At 32.6% G+C, this 18,565-nt stretch carries 15 protein-coding genes; 5 read left to right on the top strand and 10 right to left on the bottom strand.

All coding sequences use genetic code 11. The features are described from left to right. The first annotated feature begins 211 nt into the window (after positions 1-211). The 3 genes from Q0829_RS06445 to Q0829_RS06435 all read left to right on the top strand — a co-directional run bounded on the left by Q0829_RS06445 (position 212) and on the right by Q0829_RS06435 (position 3,009). A complete protein-coding gene (locus Q0829_RS06445) occupies positions 212-904 on the top strand; it encodes a hypothetical protein (protein ID WP_298541311.1) in 693 nt (230 codons plus the stop codon). A 475-nt stretch (positions 905-1,379) separates the two neighbouring features. Next, complete coding sequence (locus Q0829_RS06440; RefSeq protein WP_298541309.1) at positions 1,380-2,081, top strand: hypothetical protein; 702 nt, start codon at positions 1,380-1,382, stop codon at positions 2,079-2,081. 118 nt (positions 2,082-2,199) lie between these two features. Beyond that, the gene (locus tag Q0829_RS06435) at positions 2,200-3,009 is read left to right on the top strand and encodes an outer membrane beta-barrel protein (protein ID WP_298541307.1); all 810 of its coding nucleotides are present in this window, start codon (positions 2,200-2,202) and stop codon (positions 3,007-3,009) included. Positions 3,010-3,276: 267 nt separating this feature from the next. Here the strand turns inward: Q0829_RS06435 and Q0829_RS06430 are convergent, their stop codons facing one another. The 3 genes from Q0829_RS06430 to rpsO all read right to left on the bottom strand — a co-directional run bounded on the left by Q0829_RS06430 (position 3,277) and on the right by rpsO (position 7,937). After that, positions 3,277-5,055: a chondroitinase-B domain-containing protein gene (locus tag Q0829_RS06430; RefSeq protein ID WP_298541305.1), complete on the bottom strand. Its 1,779-nt coding sequence runs from the start codon at positions 5,053-5,055 to the stop codon at positions 3,277-3,279. A gap of 159 nt (positions 5,056-5,214) precedes the next feature. Beyond that, the gene (locus Q0829_RS06425) at positions 5,215-7,419 is read right to left on the bottom strand and encodes a polyribonucleotide nucleotidyltransferase (protein ID WP_298541303.1); all 2,205 of its coding nucleotides are present in this window, start codon (positions 7,417-7,419) and stop codon (positions 5,215-5,217) included. A 248-nt stretch (positions 7,420-7,667) separates the two neighbouring features. Beyond that, on the bottom strand, positions 7,668-7,937 hold the full coding sequence (rpsO, locus tag Q0829_RS06420; protein WP_025664998.1) for a 30S ribosomal protein S15: 270 nt from the start codon (positions 7,935-7,937) through the stop codon (positions 7,668-7,670). A 163-nt stretch (positions 7,938-8,100) separates the two neighbouring features. On the opposite strand from rpsO, the gene Q0829_RS06415 reads away from it, so the two are divergent. Beyond that, on the top strand, positions 8,101-8,931 hold the full coding sequence (locus tag Q0829_RS06415; RefSeq protein WP_298541301.1) for a hypothetical protein: 831 nt from the start codon (positions 8,101-8,103) through the stop codon (positions 8,929-8,931). A gap of 144 nt (positions 8,932-9,075) precedes the next feature. Here the strand turns inward: Q0829_RS06415 and Q0829_RS06410 are convergent, their stop codons facing one another. From Q0829_RS06410 to Q0829_RS06395, 4 genes are all read right to left on the bottom strand, one after another. Further along, on the bottom strand, positions 9,076-10,071 hold the full coding sequence (locus Q0829_RS06410; protein ID WP_298541299.1) for an endonuclease/exonuclease/phosphatase family protein: 996 nt from the start codon (positions 10,069-10,071) through the stop codon (positions 9,076-9,078). A 181-nt stretch (positions 10,072-10,252) separates the two neighbouring features. Continuing rightward, positions 10,253-11,113, bottom strand: a complete 861-nt coding sequence (accD, locus tag Q0829_RS06405; protein ID WP_298541296.1) for an acetyl-CoA carboxylase, carboxyltransferase subunit beta — start codon at positions 11,111-11,113, stop codon at positions 10,253-10,255. Between the two features lie 67 nt (positions 11,114-11,180). Beyond that, positions 11,181-12,248, bottom strand: coding sequence for a class II fructose-bisphosphate aldolase (gene fbaA, locus Q0829_RS06400; protein ID WP_298541294.1), 1,068 nt, complete (start codon positions 12,246-12,248; stop codon positions 11,181-11,183). 87 nt (positions 12,249-12,335) lie between these two features. After that, on the bottom strand, positions 12,336-14,822 hold the full coding sequence (locus Q0829_RS06395) for an outer membrane protein assembly factor (RefSeq protein ID WP_366892786.1): 2,487 nt from the start codon (positions 14,820-14,822) through the stop codon (positions 12,336-12,338). Between the two features lie 115 nt (positions 14,823-14,937). Here Q0829_RS06395 and Q0829_RS06390 point away from each other — a divergent pair, with 115 nt between their 5' ends. Beyond that, complete coding sequence (locus tag Q0829_RS06390; RefSeq protein ID WP_298541290.1) at positions 14,938-15,669, top strand: RNA methyltransferase; 732 nt, start codon at positions 14,938-14,940, stop codon at positions 15,667-15,669. A gap of 5 nt (positions 15,670-15,674) precedes the next feature. Here Q0829_RS06390 and Q0829_RS06385 read toward each other — a convergent pair whose 3' ends face one another. The 3 genes from Q0829_RS06385 to Q0829_RS06375 all read right to left on the bottom strand — a co-directional run bounded on the left by Q0829_RS06385 (position 15,675) and on the right by Q0829_RS06375 (position 18,457). Continuing rightward, a complete protein-coding gene (locus Q0829_RS06385; protein WP_298541287.1) occupies positions 15,675-16,397 on the bottom strand; it encodes a porin family protein in 723 nt (240 codons plus the stop codon). A gap of 1 nt (position 16,398) precedes the next feature. Beyond that, a complete protein-coding gene (gene ubiE / locus Q0829_RS06380; protein ID WP_298541285.1) occupies positions 16,399-17,127 on the bottom strand; it encodes a bifunctional demethylmenaquinone methyltransferase/2-methoxy-6-polyprenyl-1,4-benzoquinol methylase UbiE in 729 nt (242 codons plus the stop codon). A 745-nt stretch (positions 17,128-17,872) separates the two neighbouring features. Further along, entirely contained in the window at positions 17,873-18,457 is a 585-nt protein-coding gene (locus Q0829_RS06375; protein ID WP_298541283.1) for a DUF1349 domain-containing protein, read from the bottom strand. Positions 18,458-18,565: the final 108 nt, after the last annotated feature.

Raw genomic sequence — 18,565 nt, 5'->3', positions numbered from 1 at the left:
AAATTAAGGCACTTTTTATTTTTTGAATTAGGATTATCATTAACGGAAATACAAAATTTCACCTTTGTGATAACTGAAGTTGGTGGATAGCTCTTATGTTTAGATAGCTAAAGAATTTTAAAGCAATATTATCATAAGAAGATTTATTGAACTATTTATTTCGTTCCTAATAACAAGCAAAAGAAACATTACTCGTATAAACAAATTGAATATGAAACATTTATTTAAAACGCTATATTTTTTCGTAACACTTACTCTTTTTATCGCCTGTAGTAGTGATGATGATAGTCCAAGAGAACCTTATTATCAATTTAATTCTGATGAAAAAGAATTAATAATAGACTATGATTATGCAGCAGGTCAAAAAATAATTTATAAAAATCAAGAAAATGAAACTATTGAATTTAATGTAATTTCTAATGAACAAAGAATTAGTGAATCATTTTCAAGAGGAACATTTTCTGGCGGCGGAATTTTTGAACATTCTTATGATGATAAAATCATAAGGATTGAGATAATTGACAATTGCATAGGCTCAGGTTTAACTGGTGATAGAACAAAATTAAATTATATTTTTTCAAAGAAAGACGATGAGTTTAATAATGGAATAAATTTTCCTTTATGGAATGTGTTATCATCTAGCTTCATTGATGATCTTATTAACCCTATTAACATCTTTATGACAGAATTTAATAATACACAAACATCGGAAATGATGATAAATGGTCATCTTTTTACAAATGTTATTACAGTTAATTCAGGAAGTAGTGAAAATGATAATTTTTTATACTGTGATTTCATGATGCAGAAGAATGTGAATCAAATTTTCTATGACTATGATTTCGGGATTGTACAATTTAATGATGTTCATGGAAATGAATGGAAGCTCATTTATCCTGAATAAATATACCTGTAACTAATATTATTATCTACTTTATAGAATTCTAAGGAATATTATAAGAATCTTATTTTTTGAATTGATTTTGAGTTTAGCTAATTATTTAATTAGGCACCTTCATTTTAATAAGGTGCTTTTTTTACGATTTCTTAGTTATGTATTCTTTATAAGGTAGGTTATTAGGTAGTACGTATAAAGTTAATAAATTGAGATGTTTGACTCTTACTTTTATTGAATATAATAGATTTCAATATGAGTTATTATTACTAAATCCCCAATGCAATAGTATTGATCCACAAAATAAAATCAAACATGATCAAAAGTCCATAAAATCTGCACAAGCAACCGTACTTGGTGTTTGTAAACTTACGATTTCTGAATTGTAATTATCACAAATGTAAAATTTCATGCTTGTGTTTTTGACAACTTTAGATGTAGGAGAACTAGTATGTTTGAATCACTAAACAATAAAATTTTTATAATGAAAAGATTAATTAACCTATTTGTTTTACTGCTATACATTTCTAACTATTGTTCGGGTCAAGATGTAAAGACTGATAAAAAACCAATTGCTTTTACTAACGGATACAGTAAAGTAATAAGTGATCAGAGTAATGATCTGGATATTTATGTGGGTATCATGATGGAACGAAAAAATGGATGGGGATATGGTTTTGATTTTACAAGTTCAGCATATAGGCCTGAAAGTACTAAAGGAATTCCTCCAAACGATGAAATAGAAAATTTTGAAGGTACTGAACTACCAGAAGGAATAGAAAAAAGATTTCCTTATGATGGTGAGAGAGACAATAGATTATATTCACTATCACCTAACGTGTTCAAATCTTTTACACTTAATAAAAAGAGATCTCTTAAAATATTAGTAATGGGTGGTCCTTCTATAATATATAGCGAAGATTATGAGTATAAAGCAAAGTTTTCTCCGGCTTCTTCTTGCGGATTTGGTGGAATTTGCTTTCCTGGTGGATTTAAAGGTCCTTCACTAGACTATATGAGAAGTAAGGAAAATAAAAAAATAATTATTGGAGGATTCTCAAAAATATCTTTACGATATGTCTTTAACAAAGTAGTAGGTGTAGAGCTTTCTACCTATGGTAATCTAAATGGAGTGAAAAGTGTATATGGATTTCAGTTTGGAGTTGTGTTGGGGAGACTCTATTGATTACCTAAAATTTGATCATGATTATCACAAGATTAAAATTTCATACTTGCAATTTTGACAACTGTAGTTGATCAATAGGCAGTATGTTTAAATCACTAAACAATAAAACGATTTAATTATGATAGAATATGTAAAATATGGATACCATTACCTATGGTCTTATTTCAAGTCGCAATTGTGTGCTGAAGTAGATGCATATCCGGTATTGGATAAAGATGTAAAACCAAAAAATACAGTTTTTGTAAATGCTCAAGCTATATTAGGATCTAAATTATTAGCTTTTATTCTTTTTAGTTTATTATCAAACGCAATCACTTCACAAAGCAAAGAAATTATAAACCCAAAAGGGAAGTGGTTTTTCGGAGCTGAAATTGGATCGAATACGATTACGTCATATTCTTTGGGTGAATCTAGTACATCACTGCAAGGTGGAATTTTAGTAGAATATTATTTTGCTAAACACTGGAGTTTATCAGGAAGACTGAAGTATTTTAAAACGGGAGTTTCATTTAATCAAGATGCTACTGGTGGATCTGGATTTTTTAGTTTCTCTAGTCCTAGATATTCAGGTGTATTTAACGGAGACGTTTTTACTATTCCTATTAACCTAAAATGGGAATTTAGGATTTACAAAAATTTAAGTGGAAATATTAAACTGGGTTACGCATATAATATAGAAACTAAAAGTGAGTATGTAAATTATACCAGCAATTTACGTACTGATTATCCAAAATATTATGGGAGTGTAAATCCAGGTGTAGGACTTAATTATTTTGTAAATAAAAAAATGTCAGTATATATTGATTTCGAAAATTACTTTGGCCCGAAAAGGGGAAAAACACCAGGTTTGTTTTCTGATGGTTCAAAATACTTGAATAATTTATTATTTAATGTTGGGGTGAAATATACTTTTAAAAACAAAGAGTGATATTATATATTGAATATTTATAACAGAAAATCAATTGTCTTTTATGCTTTACAAATGTAAAAAAGAGTGATTAATCGAAGTAAATTCAATTTGACCTATAAGAAATAAAGAGCGCTTGCTGTAACTTTTGTATAAAGTAATATGAATAGTCTTAAAAGTATATATGGGTTACAGTTTGGAGTAGTGTTAGGGAGACTTTTTTAGCCAAATGAAAACCGCCTTAAATATTTATAATTTAAGGCGGTTTGTTTTATGGTTATAGTATCTCTATTGAATCACAAAACGTCCATAAGCTCCTTGTATTTTAGCTATGTAAACTCCATTACTGAAATTATTAGTTTCTATGTGTCCAAGATTAGTATTGATTTGTTTTTTAAGAACAATTCTTCCGCTTAAGTCATATACTTCTATAGAACCAATGACGTTATTAGATTGAATTGTCAAAGGTTGGTTTTTTGCAGGGATCGGGTAGACCTGGATTCCTTTACTAGCCAAAGTGTTTTCTTCAACACCAAGAATAAAATCAAGCGAACCAAAACCTATTTTTTCACCTACATCATTTACGGTATAAGGCAATCTGGTTCCATTAGCCCCAAACTCCTCGGCACCAGCATCATAATTAGAAGGTCTTGTCCCGTCCAAAATATCATTAGTTAAGAACGAATAAGTTCCTACTGCTGCATCAATTGCAGAACTGCCAGTCGCTAATCTATAAAAATCAGTTCCGGTTACCAATAAGCCAGAAGATACAGTTTGGTTATTGTTGGTTCCATTAGTTAAATCCCATGATCCATTTTGAGTAATATTTCCTTCATAAACAGAAGTGCCTATTGGAACTGTTTGTTCGTCAACAGCATTTTCACTGGTATTGACCATGATGTTATTAGCAACGATAAGATTTTCCGGAGCTAATGTTAAATCACTCCCAACATTAGTTCCGATTCTAAATCCATAATCACAGTTTACAAAAGTATTATTGACAATGGTAGCATCTATTACTTGATAGTATCCATTAAGCGCAGAATTAGGACGTCCATTACTAACATTAATGGCACCAGCTGTCTTGGTTCTACCTCCGGTTGGTTTTTCAGAATTTACTCCTTCAATGTAGTTGTTATATACTTTATGACCTTCTCCAATTACTCTAATTCCCCCGGAAAATTGTCGGTTGTCAGCAAAAAAATAATTATTGTATACTTCACAATTATCACCATGTCTTAACGTAAGAGTTCCTTGGTAATTTTTGAATGTATTGTTGTAGTATTTATTTTCACCACTTTTATTAGATATAATTTCTACTTCTCCCGACCAGTTATAGAATAGATTGTCATATACTTCGGTGTTAGATGGATGTAGAGAGGTGCTGCTATTTCCAATTCGTATAGCATCTTGATCGTTATCCTCATTTACTTCGTTTATTGGGGTGCGATCAGCAAAGTAATTATGATGTATTTTAGTGAAATCTGGTTCTGCAAACTCCGTAGAAGTAGCATTTCTGTTATCATTAATAATGCTCCCTATACCATGTTTTCCTATAAAAGAGCTATAGCTAATTTCGTTATACTGTCCATATACAAGAATCCATTTAAAGGTATCTTCTTCTTGCGCTGTGGTTCCATTATAACTATCAATTTTTATATTGGTGACCGTACAATTATCACATTCATTATTACTAGAATCTCTAAATTCTATTACAGGTTCTAGCGTACTTCCATTGTCGGTTAGGTTAGAGGGGTTTTGAAAAACTACCCCTTCAAAAATGATGTAAGTACCGCCCATGCTTACGTGAGAGTTTCCTTCAAAAAAAACAGATCCTACTGTTTCTGCCTTAATAGTAATTGGATTAGTCTGCGTACCGTTTTTATTAATATTAATGAGTACATCGGTCCAGGTTCCATTTGCTAAGGTAATAGTGGTTCCAGCAGATGCATTTGTAATAGCATTCTGTAATTCCGATTCGTTGTTTACAATCTGAGAGTAGGTGTGATTGTAAAAAGCTATCAATAGAAGTAAGAAGGTAAGTACCTTTGTATATTTGTTTTCCATAATTTAGGGCTTTACTTTTTTGTTTAAAAATTGGTTAACCAATTTGGTCAACCAATACAAATATACTGTTCATTTTTATAAAATCAATATTTTTTGTGAAAAAAACAAAAACGCCTTCAAAATATGAAGGCGTTTTCTATTCGTCATTAAAAGAGCTTATTAATTCTCTTTTTTATCATTGTTTCTTGGTTTTCTGTCTCCTCTAGGCTTATCATCTCTAGACTTACTTCCTTCAGGTCGTGGGGGTCTTGGTAATAATGCTTTTCTAGAAACTTTTTCTTTGCGAGTTCTAGAGTCAATACCGAAATATTTTACATCCATAACATCGCCCATATTAACAACGTCGCTTACATTTTCAGTACGCTCCCAAGCCAATTCAGAAACGTGAAGTAATACTTCATTACCTGGAGCATCCATATATTCTACCACAGCACCAAAATCTAACATTTTGACTACTTTTACTTCATATACGCTACCAACGACTGGCTTAAATGTAATAGAATCGATTTTTGCTAGTACTGCATCAATTCCTTCTTGACCAGTTCCCAGAATCTCTACAATACCTTCTTCAGTAACTGGATCTTCGTTGATCACAATTGTAGTGCCTGTAGCTTTTTGTAATTCTTGAATTACTTTTCCACCAGGACCAATTAGTGCTCCAATATATTCTCCTGGAATTGTTCTGGTAACCATTTTTGGCGCATGTCCTTTTACATCTGCATTCGGCGCAGCGATAGTATCTGTTAACTTTTCTAGGATATGTAGACGTCCGTCACGAGCTTGTTTTAATGCATTTACTAAGATCTCATAACTCAATCCTTTTACTTTAATATCCATCTGGCAAGCGGTAATACCATCAGCTGTTCCAGTAACTTTAAAGTCCATATCTCCTAAATGATCTTCATCACCTAAGATATCGGATAATACAGCGTATTTTCCGGAATCGGCATCAGAGATTAATCCCATTGCAATACCAGAAACTGGTTTTTTAAGCTGTACTCCAGCATCCATTAATGCCATTGTTCCAGAACATACAGTTGCCATAGAAGAAGAACCATTAGATTCTAATACTTCAGAAACAACACGTACTGTATAAGGACAATCATTAGGAATCATTCCTTTAAGAGCACGTTGTGCTAAGTTACCATGTCCAACTTCTCTACGAGAAGTACCTCTTATAGGTCTTGCTTCACCAGTAGAAAAAGGAGGGAAGTTGTAATGAAGATAGAATGTTTCTTCTCCCTCATAAGATGGCATATCTATTTGATTAGCTTCTCTAGATGTTCCTAAGGTTACTGTTGCCAGTGCTTGGGTCTCACCTCTTGTAAATATAGAAGAACCGTGTGTAGAAGGTAAATAATCTACTTCACACCAAATTGGTCTAATCTCTGTAGTTTGTCTACCATCAAGACGTAATCCTTCATTTAGAGTTAAATCACGAACTGCAGCTTTTTCTGCCTTCGAGTAATATTTTGATATTAAATCTCCAAAATCTTCTAACTCTTCTTCAGAGAAAGTTGCTTTTATTTCTTCTTTGATTTCAGCAAAAGCAGCTCCTCTTTCATGTTTAGAAGAACCTTGTTTTGCTACAGCATACACTTTATCATATGCCATATCATGAACCTTCTTAGCTAAATCTTCATCACTTTTTTCAGGTTCATATTCACGTACTTCTTTTTTCCCAAAAGCTTCTGCTAATCTTTCCTGAGCAGCACACTGAACTTTTATAGCTTCGTGAGCAAATTTAATAGCCTCAGTCATTTCTTCTTCAGAGATTTCATCCATCTCTCCTTCAACCATCATTACGGAGTCTGCAGAAGCACCGATCATCATATCGATATCAGATTCTTCTAATTGAGCCCTTGTAGGGTTGATAATAAATTCACCATTAATACGTCCTACTCTTGCTTCAGAAATAGCACATTCGAAAGGAAAATCTGATAATTGAATAGCCGCAGATGCAGCTAATCCAGCCATTGCGTCTGGCATTACATCCTCATCATGAGACATTAATTGGATCATCACCTGAGTTTCTGAATGATAATCTTTAGGAAATAAAGGTCGCAATACACGATCAACTAATCTCATTGTTAATACTTCGCCATCACTTGGTCTAGCTTCTCTTTTGAAAAAACCACCAGGGTAGCGACCAGCAGCAGCAAATTTTTCTCTGTAATCTACTGTTAAAGGTAGGAAATCTACGTCAGCAGCTTTGTAGTTAGAAACTACAGTACATAATAACATACATTTTCCTGATTGAACAACTACAGATCCATGTGCCTGTTTTGCTAATTTTCCGGTTTCAATAGATATTTCTCTACCATCACCAAGGTCTATGACCTCTCTATAAACTTTTGGAATCATATTTTTTTGATTCTGACCTAATAGTATTATTAATGATGTATCAGTAATACTTACCAATAGGTTTAATTAAACATTGGTTTCCGTCTTACTCGGGCGGACAAGGTTGTGTTGTTGTTGTAGTTGCGCGACCAATGAAAAACTAAGGCATTCATTTTGATCATCTCCAGATCAAAATGTTTTTAATTTAAACTTCAATAAAAGGAAACGAGTATAATTAAAAAGAGAGGCATACAGCCTCTCTTTTTTGATTATTTTCTTAATCCTAATTCTTTTACAATTGCACGATATCTCATAATATCTTTCTTAATAAGATAATCTAAAAGATCTCTACGCTTACCTACAAGCTTTACTAATGAACGCTCAGTATTATAATCTTTACGATTCTTTTTTAAGTGCTCAGTTAAATGAGTAATTCTATGAGTAAACAATGCAATTTGTCCTTCAGCAGAACCAGAATCGTTTTTACCTTTTCCGTGTTTTGCGAAGATTTCTTCTTTAACTTCTTTCGTTAAATACATTCCAATATTATTTAAATGATTTTTATGTATAAATAGCATTCTGCTATCAGCGTGCAAATATAATACTTTTTAGATTATAAATACTTTTAGTAAAAAAAACATTTTGGATTAAACCTTTTCTAAATGATTAAGTCATAGAAGGGTAACATTAAAAATTAATAGTATGAATAACAACATTTTGAAATTTGGTTTTATTGCATTCTTTTCAATAGTTTTAATAGGATGTAATAGTGAAGAAACAATAGATCAATTACCACTTGATAGTATTGATAGTGAAGAAGCAGTACTTACTGCAAAGATCGACGATGGTACTGAAGTGCTAAGTGATCTGACAATGCAAGGATTCGAAGATGAAGAAAGTTTGGCTAAAAGTGGTAATAATCGTTTTTTGCCCGATTGTGCTACAGTAACAGTAGAACTAACAAATACTTCTAAAAACGTTACTATCGATTTTGGTACGGATGGATGCGAGGTAAGAAGCGGGCATATTGTAAAGGGGAAGATTCTTATGTCTTATGAGCTAAATATAGAAGAGATGTCTTTGGTGATTAATTATAATTTGGAAGATTTTTTTATTGATGACATCGGATTTTCCGGTTCCAGAACGATTACTAGACTTAGAGCTAATGAAAATGGTAACCCACAATATTCAATGAACCTTGATTTTACGGTAACATTTGCAGATGGTACACAAGCTTCAAGAACAGGTTCTAAAACTCGTGAATGGATAGAAGGTGCTTTTAATGGTAATTGGGGAGATAATGTTTTCTTAATTACAGGTTCTTGGCAAACTAATTTTGTAAATGGTAATATGCATAGCACTACTATAACTAATTCTTTACGACGAGAAGCTAGTTGCAGATTTTTGGTAAGCGGGGTTATGGAGTTAGTAAGAACGAATTTCAGTGGGGCATTAGATTACGGAGATGGATCCTGTGATAATAAAGCTGTGTTTACAAACGCAGAAGGTGAAGAAAGAGAGATATTGTTGTAACGTTTAGTTTATGAATAATAAGATCTTAAAATTATAATTTTCCTGTCATTTTGAGCGGAGTCGAGAAATAATATGTATTGACTTTCAATACATTTCGACTCCGCTCAATGTGACATTTTAAAAGCAGTGTTACTTTCAGGATTTTTATATATTTTCGATTTCAGCTACAACCGGAAAATGATCAGAAGCTGCTTTTAAACTTTTACTTATTGATTGAATTATATTGTCTTCTTTTTCAGCATATGGATTCCATACTTTGGCTTTTCCGTGCTTTAGGTTTTTACTAATTAAAATATGATCGATTAAGACATTGATGTAATCCTCCGTAATTCTATCTCTATACCTACTGGATGAAGGTTTCCATCCATTACTTGTCCATTTAGGTTTTGGTAAGACTGATGTAAGTATCATTGCTGGTTCCCAGACGTCTCCTAACAATATCTCCACAGCACTTTTATTGAATCTGTTTTCATAAAAGTCCATCCCGATTCCGTCATTGATATCTCCCATAACAATTACATTGTGTCCTTCTTTAATATAATCATTACATCTTTTTCTGATAGACATGCATTCTGCATATAACCTCATTCGATCTCTTTCTGATATTTGTTCAAATTTTGCATAGTCAACCGGAGCAAAAATTCCTTTGGATTTTGTGTGGGCTATAATGATTTTTGTAAAATGCTCATCCGATATTGTATTGATAGTAAGTTCTAGAGGTGGTCTGTAATGTTTATACTGCTCTTTAATCAGTCTATTCGTAGTATCTACTAAAAAGGCTTCATTAAATTGATTTTTTGGGTCTATTGTAGGAGTAAACTTCACTTTGATCTTTGAACTGTCATATAACGCGCATAATTCTTGTTGACCGCTAGAAGGATACCCATGAACTCCTTTAAAATTAATATTGAGTCCATAATGTAATGCCCAATTTTCTAGTTGTATGGATGCTGTTTTACTACCATCTACCAAGGTGTCTGGTCCTTCAACAATTCCAATAAAGTCAGGGTTCATGGTATTGATTATAGTTGCCAATTGCTGACTTCTTTTACCTGCATCTCCGTTGGTAATTGGTGTGCCGTCGGTATGAAATAGTTTACGCATCCAATCTACATTATAAACCGCCATTCTAAGTCTCATACTAAAAATAATTAAGGTATTAGTTTTTGTGTGAAAGGGAAGTGGGTATTTTGTAAATCTACTGCTTGATTTTGTAAGTTTTATATATGTAACACCCCTTTTTTTAGGGGGATATAACCTGTTTAAAAAACAAAACCCGGCAAAAACCGGGTTGTAAATTTTAAACTTAAATTGTTTTGATCTAAATAGCCGATAAAGGTCGATTCATAATTAAATCTAGATATAAGTTTATTCTTTCTTTTAGGTTTTGTCTTGGAGTGATAAAATCCAGAAAGCCATGTTCTTTAAGGAATTCTGCCGTTTGGAAACCTTCAGGAAGTTCTTTTCCGGTAGTGTCTCTAACCACACGAGGACCTGCAAATCCGATTAGTGCTCCAGGTTCTGCGATATTAATATCTCCCAGCATAGCAAAAGATGCTGTAGTACCTCCTGTAGTAGGATCTGTACATAGAGAGATATAAGGAATTCCGGCGTCTGCTAATTGAGCAAGTTTAGCAGAAGTCTTAGCCAATTGCATTAATGATAGTGCAGCCTCCATCATACGAGCACCTCCGGATTTAGAGATGATCATAAAAGGAATTTTGTTTTTAAGAGCATGATCAGCAGCTCTTGCAATTTTCTCTCCTACAACACTTCCCATAGAACCTCCGATAAACGAAAAATCCATACATGCGATAACTAAATCGTTACCGTTTGATTTTCCAACCGCAGTTCTAACGGCATCTTTAAGGTTTGTTTTTTCCTGAGCATCTTTAAGACGATCAGTGTATTTCTTTTTGTCTTCGAATTTAAGAGGATCCTTAGAAGTTAGATTCTTATCTAATTCTTTAAACTTATTATCATCAAAAAGAATTTCGAAATATTCTTTACTACCGATTCTTACGTGATACCCATCTTCAGGACTCACATAAAAATTTTTTTCCAGTTGTTCTGCATCAACTATTTTACCTGTTGGGGACTTATACCAAAGCCCTTTTGGAACATCTTTTTTGTCCTCAGTAGCAGTCTGTATACCTTTTTGAGTTCTCTTAAACCAAGCCATAAATTATTTGTATTAAAAAAGCTGAAACTCTTTGTTATAATGAGTTTCAGCTTGGTTTTCTATCGTATTATAATGTATTTACATTATTTAAATCTTCAAAAGCCTTTTTAAGTCGGTTTTTAAAAGTGATTTCTCCTTCTCTTAACCATTTTCTAGGATCGTAATGTTTTTTATTAGGTTCCTCAGCTCCATCAGGGTTTCCAATTTGTGTTTTTAAGTAATCGATTTTACCGGTCATGTAATCTCTAATACCTTCACAAAATGCAAATTGAAGATCTGTATCAATGTTCATTTTAATCACTCCATATCCAATAGCTTCTCTGATTTCTTCTAAGGTAGAACCGCTTCCTCCGTGAAATACAAAGTCAATGTGGTTATGTTCTACATTATATTTTTCAGAAATAAATTCTTGAGAATTTTTAAGGATTTTTGGAGTTAATTTAACATTACCAGGTTTGTAAACGCCATGAACGTTACCAAAAGCGGCTGCAACTGTGAATTTGTCACTAACTTTACTTAATTCTTCATAAGCATAAGCAACTTCTTCTGGTTGTGTATATAGCTTAGAATCATCTACATCACTGTTGTCTACACCATCTTCTTCACCTCCTGTAATTCCAAGTTCAATTTCTAAAGTCATACCCATCTTACTCATTCGAGCAAGGTATTCTTTACAAATCTCTATATTTTCCTCAATTGGTTCTTCTGATAGATCAATCATATGAGAACTATAAAGAGGTTTTCCTGTTTCTTTATAAAAAGCTTCTCCAGCGTCTAATAATCCGTCGATCCATGGGAGTAATTTTTTTGCGCAGTGGTCAGTATGCAAAATTACTGGTACTCCATAGGCCTCGGCCATTAAGTGAACGTGTCTTGCTCCTGCAGTAGCTCCTGCAATTGCCGCTTTTTGGTCTTCATTAGAAAGTCCTTTTCCTGCATTAAATTGTGCCCCTCCATTAGAGAACTGAATAATTACAGGTGAGTTTAATTCTGCGGCAGTTTCCAATACAGCGTTAATCGAATTAGATCCAATTACATTTACTGCTGGTAAAGCAAAGGCTTTTTCTTTAGCATAATTAAAGATAGCCTGCACTTCGTCTCCTGTAGCAACTCCTGGTTTGATGTTGTGACTCATAATTTACTTTTAGTTAATAAGCCAACAAAAATAGTAAAATAATACGGAATGAATTTTATATTTAAGGATGAAAAACAGGGATTGTTTTTAGAAAGGATAATTGATTCCAACATTATAAACACCTTCAGAAAAATTATACCCTTTAAACCATCTTTGGTCTTCGATTCTTGCTGGATTAAATGTTTTGAAACCTAAATCTAGTCTTACGACAAAGAAATCAAAATCATATCGTAAACCCAGGCCACTACCTACAGCAATTTCCTGAAGATCATCCCACCTAGAAAAAACGGCATCTTCTTCTTCTACACTATCTAATACATTCCAGATATTTCCTGCATCAATAAAAAATGCGCCATTGAGAGCTCCTAAGATCTTATATCTATATTCTGCATTTATTGCTAGTTTCATATTAGCTTCATTAAACTCATTTCTACCACCACTACTTCCTGGACCCAAGTCGTATGGCAACCAGGCACGATTATCATTTGGTCCTCCACCAAAAAAACTTCGAGCAAATGGAATGCTATTAGCATTTCCGTAGGGTAGAGCAATGCCGCCAAATGCTCTGATAGCTAACACACTTTTTCTACCCAAATCCCAATGTTTTATGTAGTCCAATTCTGTCTTGATATATTGTGAGAATTCTACACCAAATACTTCAAAACGATCATTAGAGTTTTCTTTTAATCCTGCAAGATTAGAAACGGCGTTTAAAACATTCCCGGCGAATTCAATTTTCGCTCTAAACCTGGAGAAGTTTTCATCATAAAGATTTTCTCGATTGTTTTTTAGATAGGTGTAATTAGAGGCAAAAATCAGGTTATCTTCCGTTAGTCTTTCTTTTCTTTCGTTAATATTTCTGATTTCCTGTAATTGATCTGTAGTCAAATCACCATTAGTATTTTCTCCCAAGGATTGCGCAATAAAACTATTGGCACCCAAGGGAATAGATAATACATTTTGATTCGTGTTTTCTTGGTCAAAGAAAGGTGAGTTAGCATCAAGTACTTCTGTGGCAATATTATTAAGTCTTGTAAATGAATTAGAGTACACATTAAAATAGTTACCGGTATTTAGATTTCGAACATATTGTACATTTACTAAATCGATCTGATTTGTAAGCTTTGTACTTGGTTTCCATTGGTAATTAAATATTCCAGAAGCATTTTGCTTATCAAGTCCTATGTTTTGTTGTGAATTAATACCAAAAATAAGATTGGTCGTTGGAGACATGTATTTTGGAATAATTCTTCTTGTTTGTAATGGGAATATTATTTTAGGGAACGATAATTTAAGATCTACTCCAATTTCTGAAATATCAAAAAACTGTCCATCCGGATCTACTGGATCCTTTGATGAACCTACACTTCCTCTTGCTGAGATTTCGAAAATTTCTGCACCACCAAAAACATTTCTTATCAAAAAAGAACCACTAAAACCAATTCCAAATACCTGAATATTAGATGTAGATACATCAAATTCTACATTTGTACTATATTTTTTTCTGGGTGTCAATAAAACATTTGCTATTAGATCAGTTCCATTAGGATCTTCTGGATCTACACTATAACGTATATTAGGGTATTTAAAGGTTTTTAAGTTACTAATTTGATTATAGGTAAGTGTTCGATCGTTATCTCTAAAAATTTCTCCTGGTGTTATTAGAATAGAGTTGGTGATTGCCTTACGGGTGTATCTAAGCTTATCATAACTGTATATGTTATATCCATTATAGGATACACTGTCTTTAGGTTTTTCATCCTTGTTTTGATAAGAATAATCTGTAAAGATGTTTACTTTACTAATCTTATGAACCTGAAAAGGGATTCTTTTGGTTTCTTCCCCTTCTGTTATTTGTCTATTGTTAATTAGTAAGTTAAGTTGTATTTTTTGGTTTGTGTTTATGGTATCTGCATCAAATTTAATAAACTCTTTTTCGAAATGATATAGTCCTGAATTTCTGTATAATCGTGTTAATCTTTCTCTTTCAGCCTCTATGTCTAATGTTCTGTACTGTTTTCCTGAGATTATAGAAGATTCACTTTGGTTCAGTTTATAAATGGAATCTACTGCCTTAGATTCTATTTTAGTATGAAGAGAATCAATAAAATATGGTTTATGAGGTTGAACATAATATGCTACAGATGCTCTTTGGTTTTCTTCTAGATTAATTTTGTAATCGGTTTCTACATTAAACCACCCATTATTCCAGTAATATGATTGTAGTCTCTTAACAGAACGTTTCGCTTTGGATTCGTCAACTATAATAGGAGCTTCTCCGGTTTTTTTTAGCCAATTGTTAAGGCCTGTATAACCTGTGCCTAGTCGATTTACTTGTTTCTTAGATAAGAAATTATTTAACCTTCGCTCTCTGTTAGGTGTTTTATAAAGCCAATTTTGATATGAGGAGTCTGGATGTACTTTAGCAAGATTATAAATATGTAGTCTAAGAGGAGTCCAGGCAAGTTTAGAATTAGGTTTTTGATATAGTTGATTGAATAATTTAGTATCATTAGTTTTAACACTATCAACAAAAATTTCATTTTTAGTTAATAGGTATTCCTCTTCTGGCACTCTTTTAATTGCATTACATGAAATTAAAAAAATTGTAGTTAATACAACAAATACTATTTTTGTGTGCAGGTGTTTCAATCGAAATTCATTATTGTGTCAAAAATACATTATTTGTATGGTTAGCAAAAACCAAAAGAAATTAATAAATAGTTTACATCAAAAAAAGTACCGAAAACAACATGGATTGTTTGTAGCAGAAGGGAAAAAGGTGATTAATGAACTTTTAGAAGCGGATTTAGAACTTCACGCTCTTTTTGTATTAGATGCCTCTTATTTTGAAACATCATCAGACAAGACCTTTGTGGTGACTGAAACAGAATTGAAGAGTATTAGTTTCTTAACAACCCCCCAGTTCGCAGTGGCAATATTTTATATTCCAAAAGTTAAACCTGTAAATGACAATGGTTTGATTTTGGCATTAGATGATATTCGAGATCCAGGTAACTTGGGGACTATTATTCGCTTATGTGATTGGTTTGGTATTACGGGCTTAGTTTGTTCTGAGCAAACAGTAGATTGTTTTAATCCAAAAGTAGTTCAGGCAACTATGGGTTCTCTTACAAGAGTGAATATTATCTACACTAATCTACAGGATTTTTTAACTTCTCAAAAAAATAAAATGCCGATATATGGTACTTTTATGGATGGAGAAATAATTTATGGAGAACAATTACCTCAAACGGGGATTATTGTAATGGGTAATGAGGCTAATGGTATTTCTGCAGAAATAGAAAAATTAGTGTCCAAAAGAATTGCAATACCAAGATTTGGAAATACTCAAATAACTGAGAGCCTTAATGTAGCAACAGCAACTGCAATTATCCTAAATGAATTTAGAAGAATCTAGTTTTTTTATTGAAAAGTAAAATTGATAAAAAGCCCTCTTGACGACATTTTATCAATAGTAGAAGTATAAGGACTATTCGGATCACTATCAGCTACTAATTCATCAGACATAGCAAATACTCCACGTATCGAAGGTGTAAATTTAAAGTAGTACATATAAAAGTCTATCCCAAAACCTAACTCAAAATAATTAGTCCTGGTTTTAGTTCTAAATTGCCCAACGCTATTATCATCAGGGTTATCCTCGTTACTGGATAAATTAAGAGAAGTAGAAACTCCTCCTACGATAAAAGGTTTAAAATTATTGAGCCTTTTCGTAGAAACTTTTAATAATAATGGAATATGCACATAGGTTGATGTAACTTCTCTTTGAGATTGATTATCATCAAGATCGGGTGAGTTAAACGTAAGGTCTCTTCTTACAAAAGATACCTGAGGTTCCAGTCTTAGATCTAAGTAATCATTGATTCTAAGGTTACCCAGCAATCCAACATTAAACCCTACAGATTTAGCAACTTGTATGTCCCCATCTAGTATAGGTTCTTCTCCCTCTGGTGTAGCTTTATAATCAAAATTAAAATCATAGCTATTAAAACCAAGGATGTACCCCCAACTTAATCGTGGTTTATCGTAATTCTGAAGATTTCTAACACGTTCTTTAGAAAACAATTGTGCACTCACATTCTGAGTGCAAACGATAACAGCTATTGCTATAAAAACTTTTTTCATATTATTTTGTGGCTGTATAAATTGTGGCAACACCAAAAGTTTGCGGATTATCCTCGACTTCTATAAACCCAATTTTTCTCAAAATATTGTTGAAAGCATCTCCATAAGGAAAAGCTGCAGCGCTTTCGCTAAGGTATGAGTATGCAGATCTATCTTTGGAAAAGATCTTTCCAATTAAAGGTAAAATTGAAGATGTGTATAGTTTATATCCCTGTTTATAAGGGGTTTTGGTAGGTACGGAGGTTTCTAGAACTACAAATACACCACCTGGTTTTAGTACTCTGTATATTTCTGAAAGCCCTTGTTCTAAGTCTTCAAAATTTCTTACACCAAAAGCTACTGTAATCGCATCAAAATAATTTTCTTCATATGGTAAGCTTTCTCCATCACCTTTTACCATAGAGATGATCTGATCCAATTTTTTAGCCTTTATCTTGTCTTTTCCTACAGCTAACATTCCGGCCGAAATATCGAGGCCAATAATTTCTGAGGCACCGGTTTTGGCTAGATTAATTGCCAAATCACCAGTTCCAGTCGCAACGTCAAGAACCTTATTAGGTTTGGAATTAGTAACAATTTTTACAACTTTTTTACGCCATTTTATATCAACCCCAAAAGAAATTACTCTATTAAGACCATCGTAGTTGCCCGAAATCGTATCAAACATTTCGGTAACCTGTTCTTTTTTGGTTTTGTTTTTATCGTTGTATGGAGTTATTTTTTCTGACATTCAAAAAAATTTAGGCAAATATACATTTTTGATATGGATCGTAGGAAAAGATTGTCATTTTGTTGTGATACCTTGTTGTGATTCAGTTTTTTTGATTTAAAAATATGTTTGGTATACTTGTTCTTTGTTCTGTTGTTAGAATCTCCTGAATCTATATTAAGTGTAGAGAGATGCAGAAAATGTATATATCAGTTCGATTATAAGAGCTATGATTATTGAAATAATCATGGTTAGTAATCTAGTTTTAGTAGAAGAAAATAAGTTTTGCTCTTTTCTTTTTTTAGTTATCCAATAGTTTACAACAAAAAAGATAATTATAGAAATTAGTGTAGCATAAAACCCTGCTAGAAGAATATATATAGCGTACATATAGTGATACCCTATAATAAAATAAATATATAGATATCTACCCAGGATGTTTATAATAGAGATGATAACAATCCAATAAAGGACTAGCGCAATTGTTTTTATCATATAATAACTTGTATTAATGTTGTATAAACAGTATTAATCTCTTTTGTTATTTTTAGTAATACCACACTTTTCCGTGATATCCCTTACTGTATCATAGTTTTTGTTCCTGAAGCAATCTATATTCCCTGTTATTAAGGTACTAAAATTCGAATTACTTGTGATTTAAATGTTAGGTAGATGTTCTGAGCTAATTTAAAAGTCATCAAATAACAGTAGGCTTTTGAATAGTTTTCATTACATATTACTGGTGTTAGCGATTCGTTTTCTTCTGTTAGTTTTGTTTTAACCACTCAGTTCTTCGTTTATCAGGGAGGTGCTTAATGGCGAAATCTTCAAATAAAGCATCAAACCCATCTCCATCCGGAGAAGCTGCAGTTAATCCTACCATCGTAGGTGTGTTATCGGGGAAGTATGCTAATCTCATCAAAGTGTAGTCTTCATTATCTAATGAGTATTTTATTTCTATTGCATCCAATCTTCGTATGATCTTTAACCAAACGAAGTCAGGTTTTTGTTGTAACTCAACGATACTCCAATCACTATATTTATGAGTGACAACAGCACTTAAATTAATTTTTTTGTTCACATATTCTATACCAGCTTTAATCCAGGTTTTTTCATCTATTCTAATCATTGCTCCCATTTGGTCGAACCTACTTTTATATACACCGGTTATTTTTACTTTTAATTCGAACTCTCCACCAATAATAGTGTAATAAAAAGGCCCATCGTCCACAGTAAAGCCATAGTGAGTTTTTCTCCAGAAATCTGTATTAGGCGTTACATACATAGACAACGAAGTATCATTAATTATTTCCCATTTATCTGGTTCATTAAACCATTGCATCTTTTTCATTATTTGACTTTTTTAGAAGGATTGCTAACACCTAAATACATTTATTTAGTTTTACATAATCATTTAATTTCATAGCTGTTTTTTGTTTCTAAGTTTTAAAAATAATGT

The organism is uncultured Aquimarina sp., assembly GCF_947492405.1.
Taxonomy (GTDB): Bacteria; Bacteroidota; Bacteroidia; order Flavobacteriales; family Flavobacteriaceae; genus Aquimarina.
The sequence above is the reverse complement of the archived record's forward strand: the minus strand, read 5'-3'. Positions and strand labels throughout refer to the sequence as shown.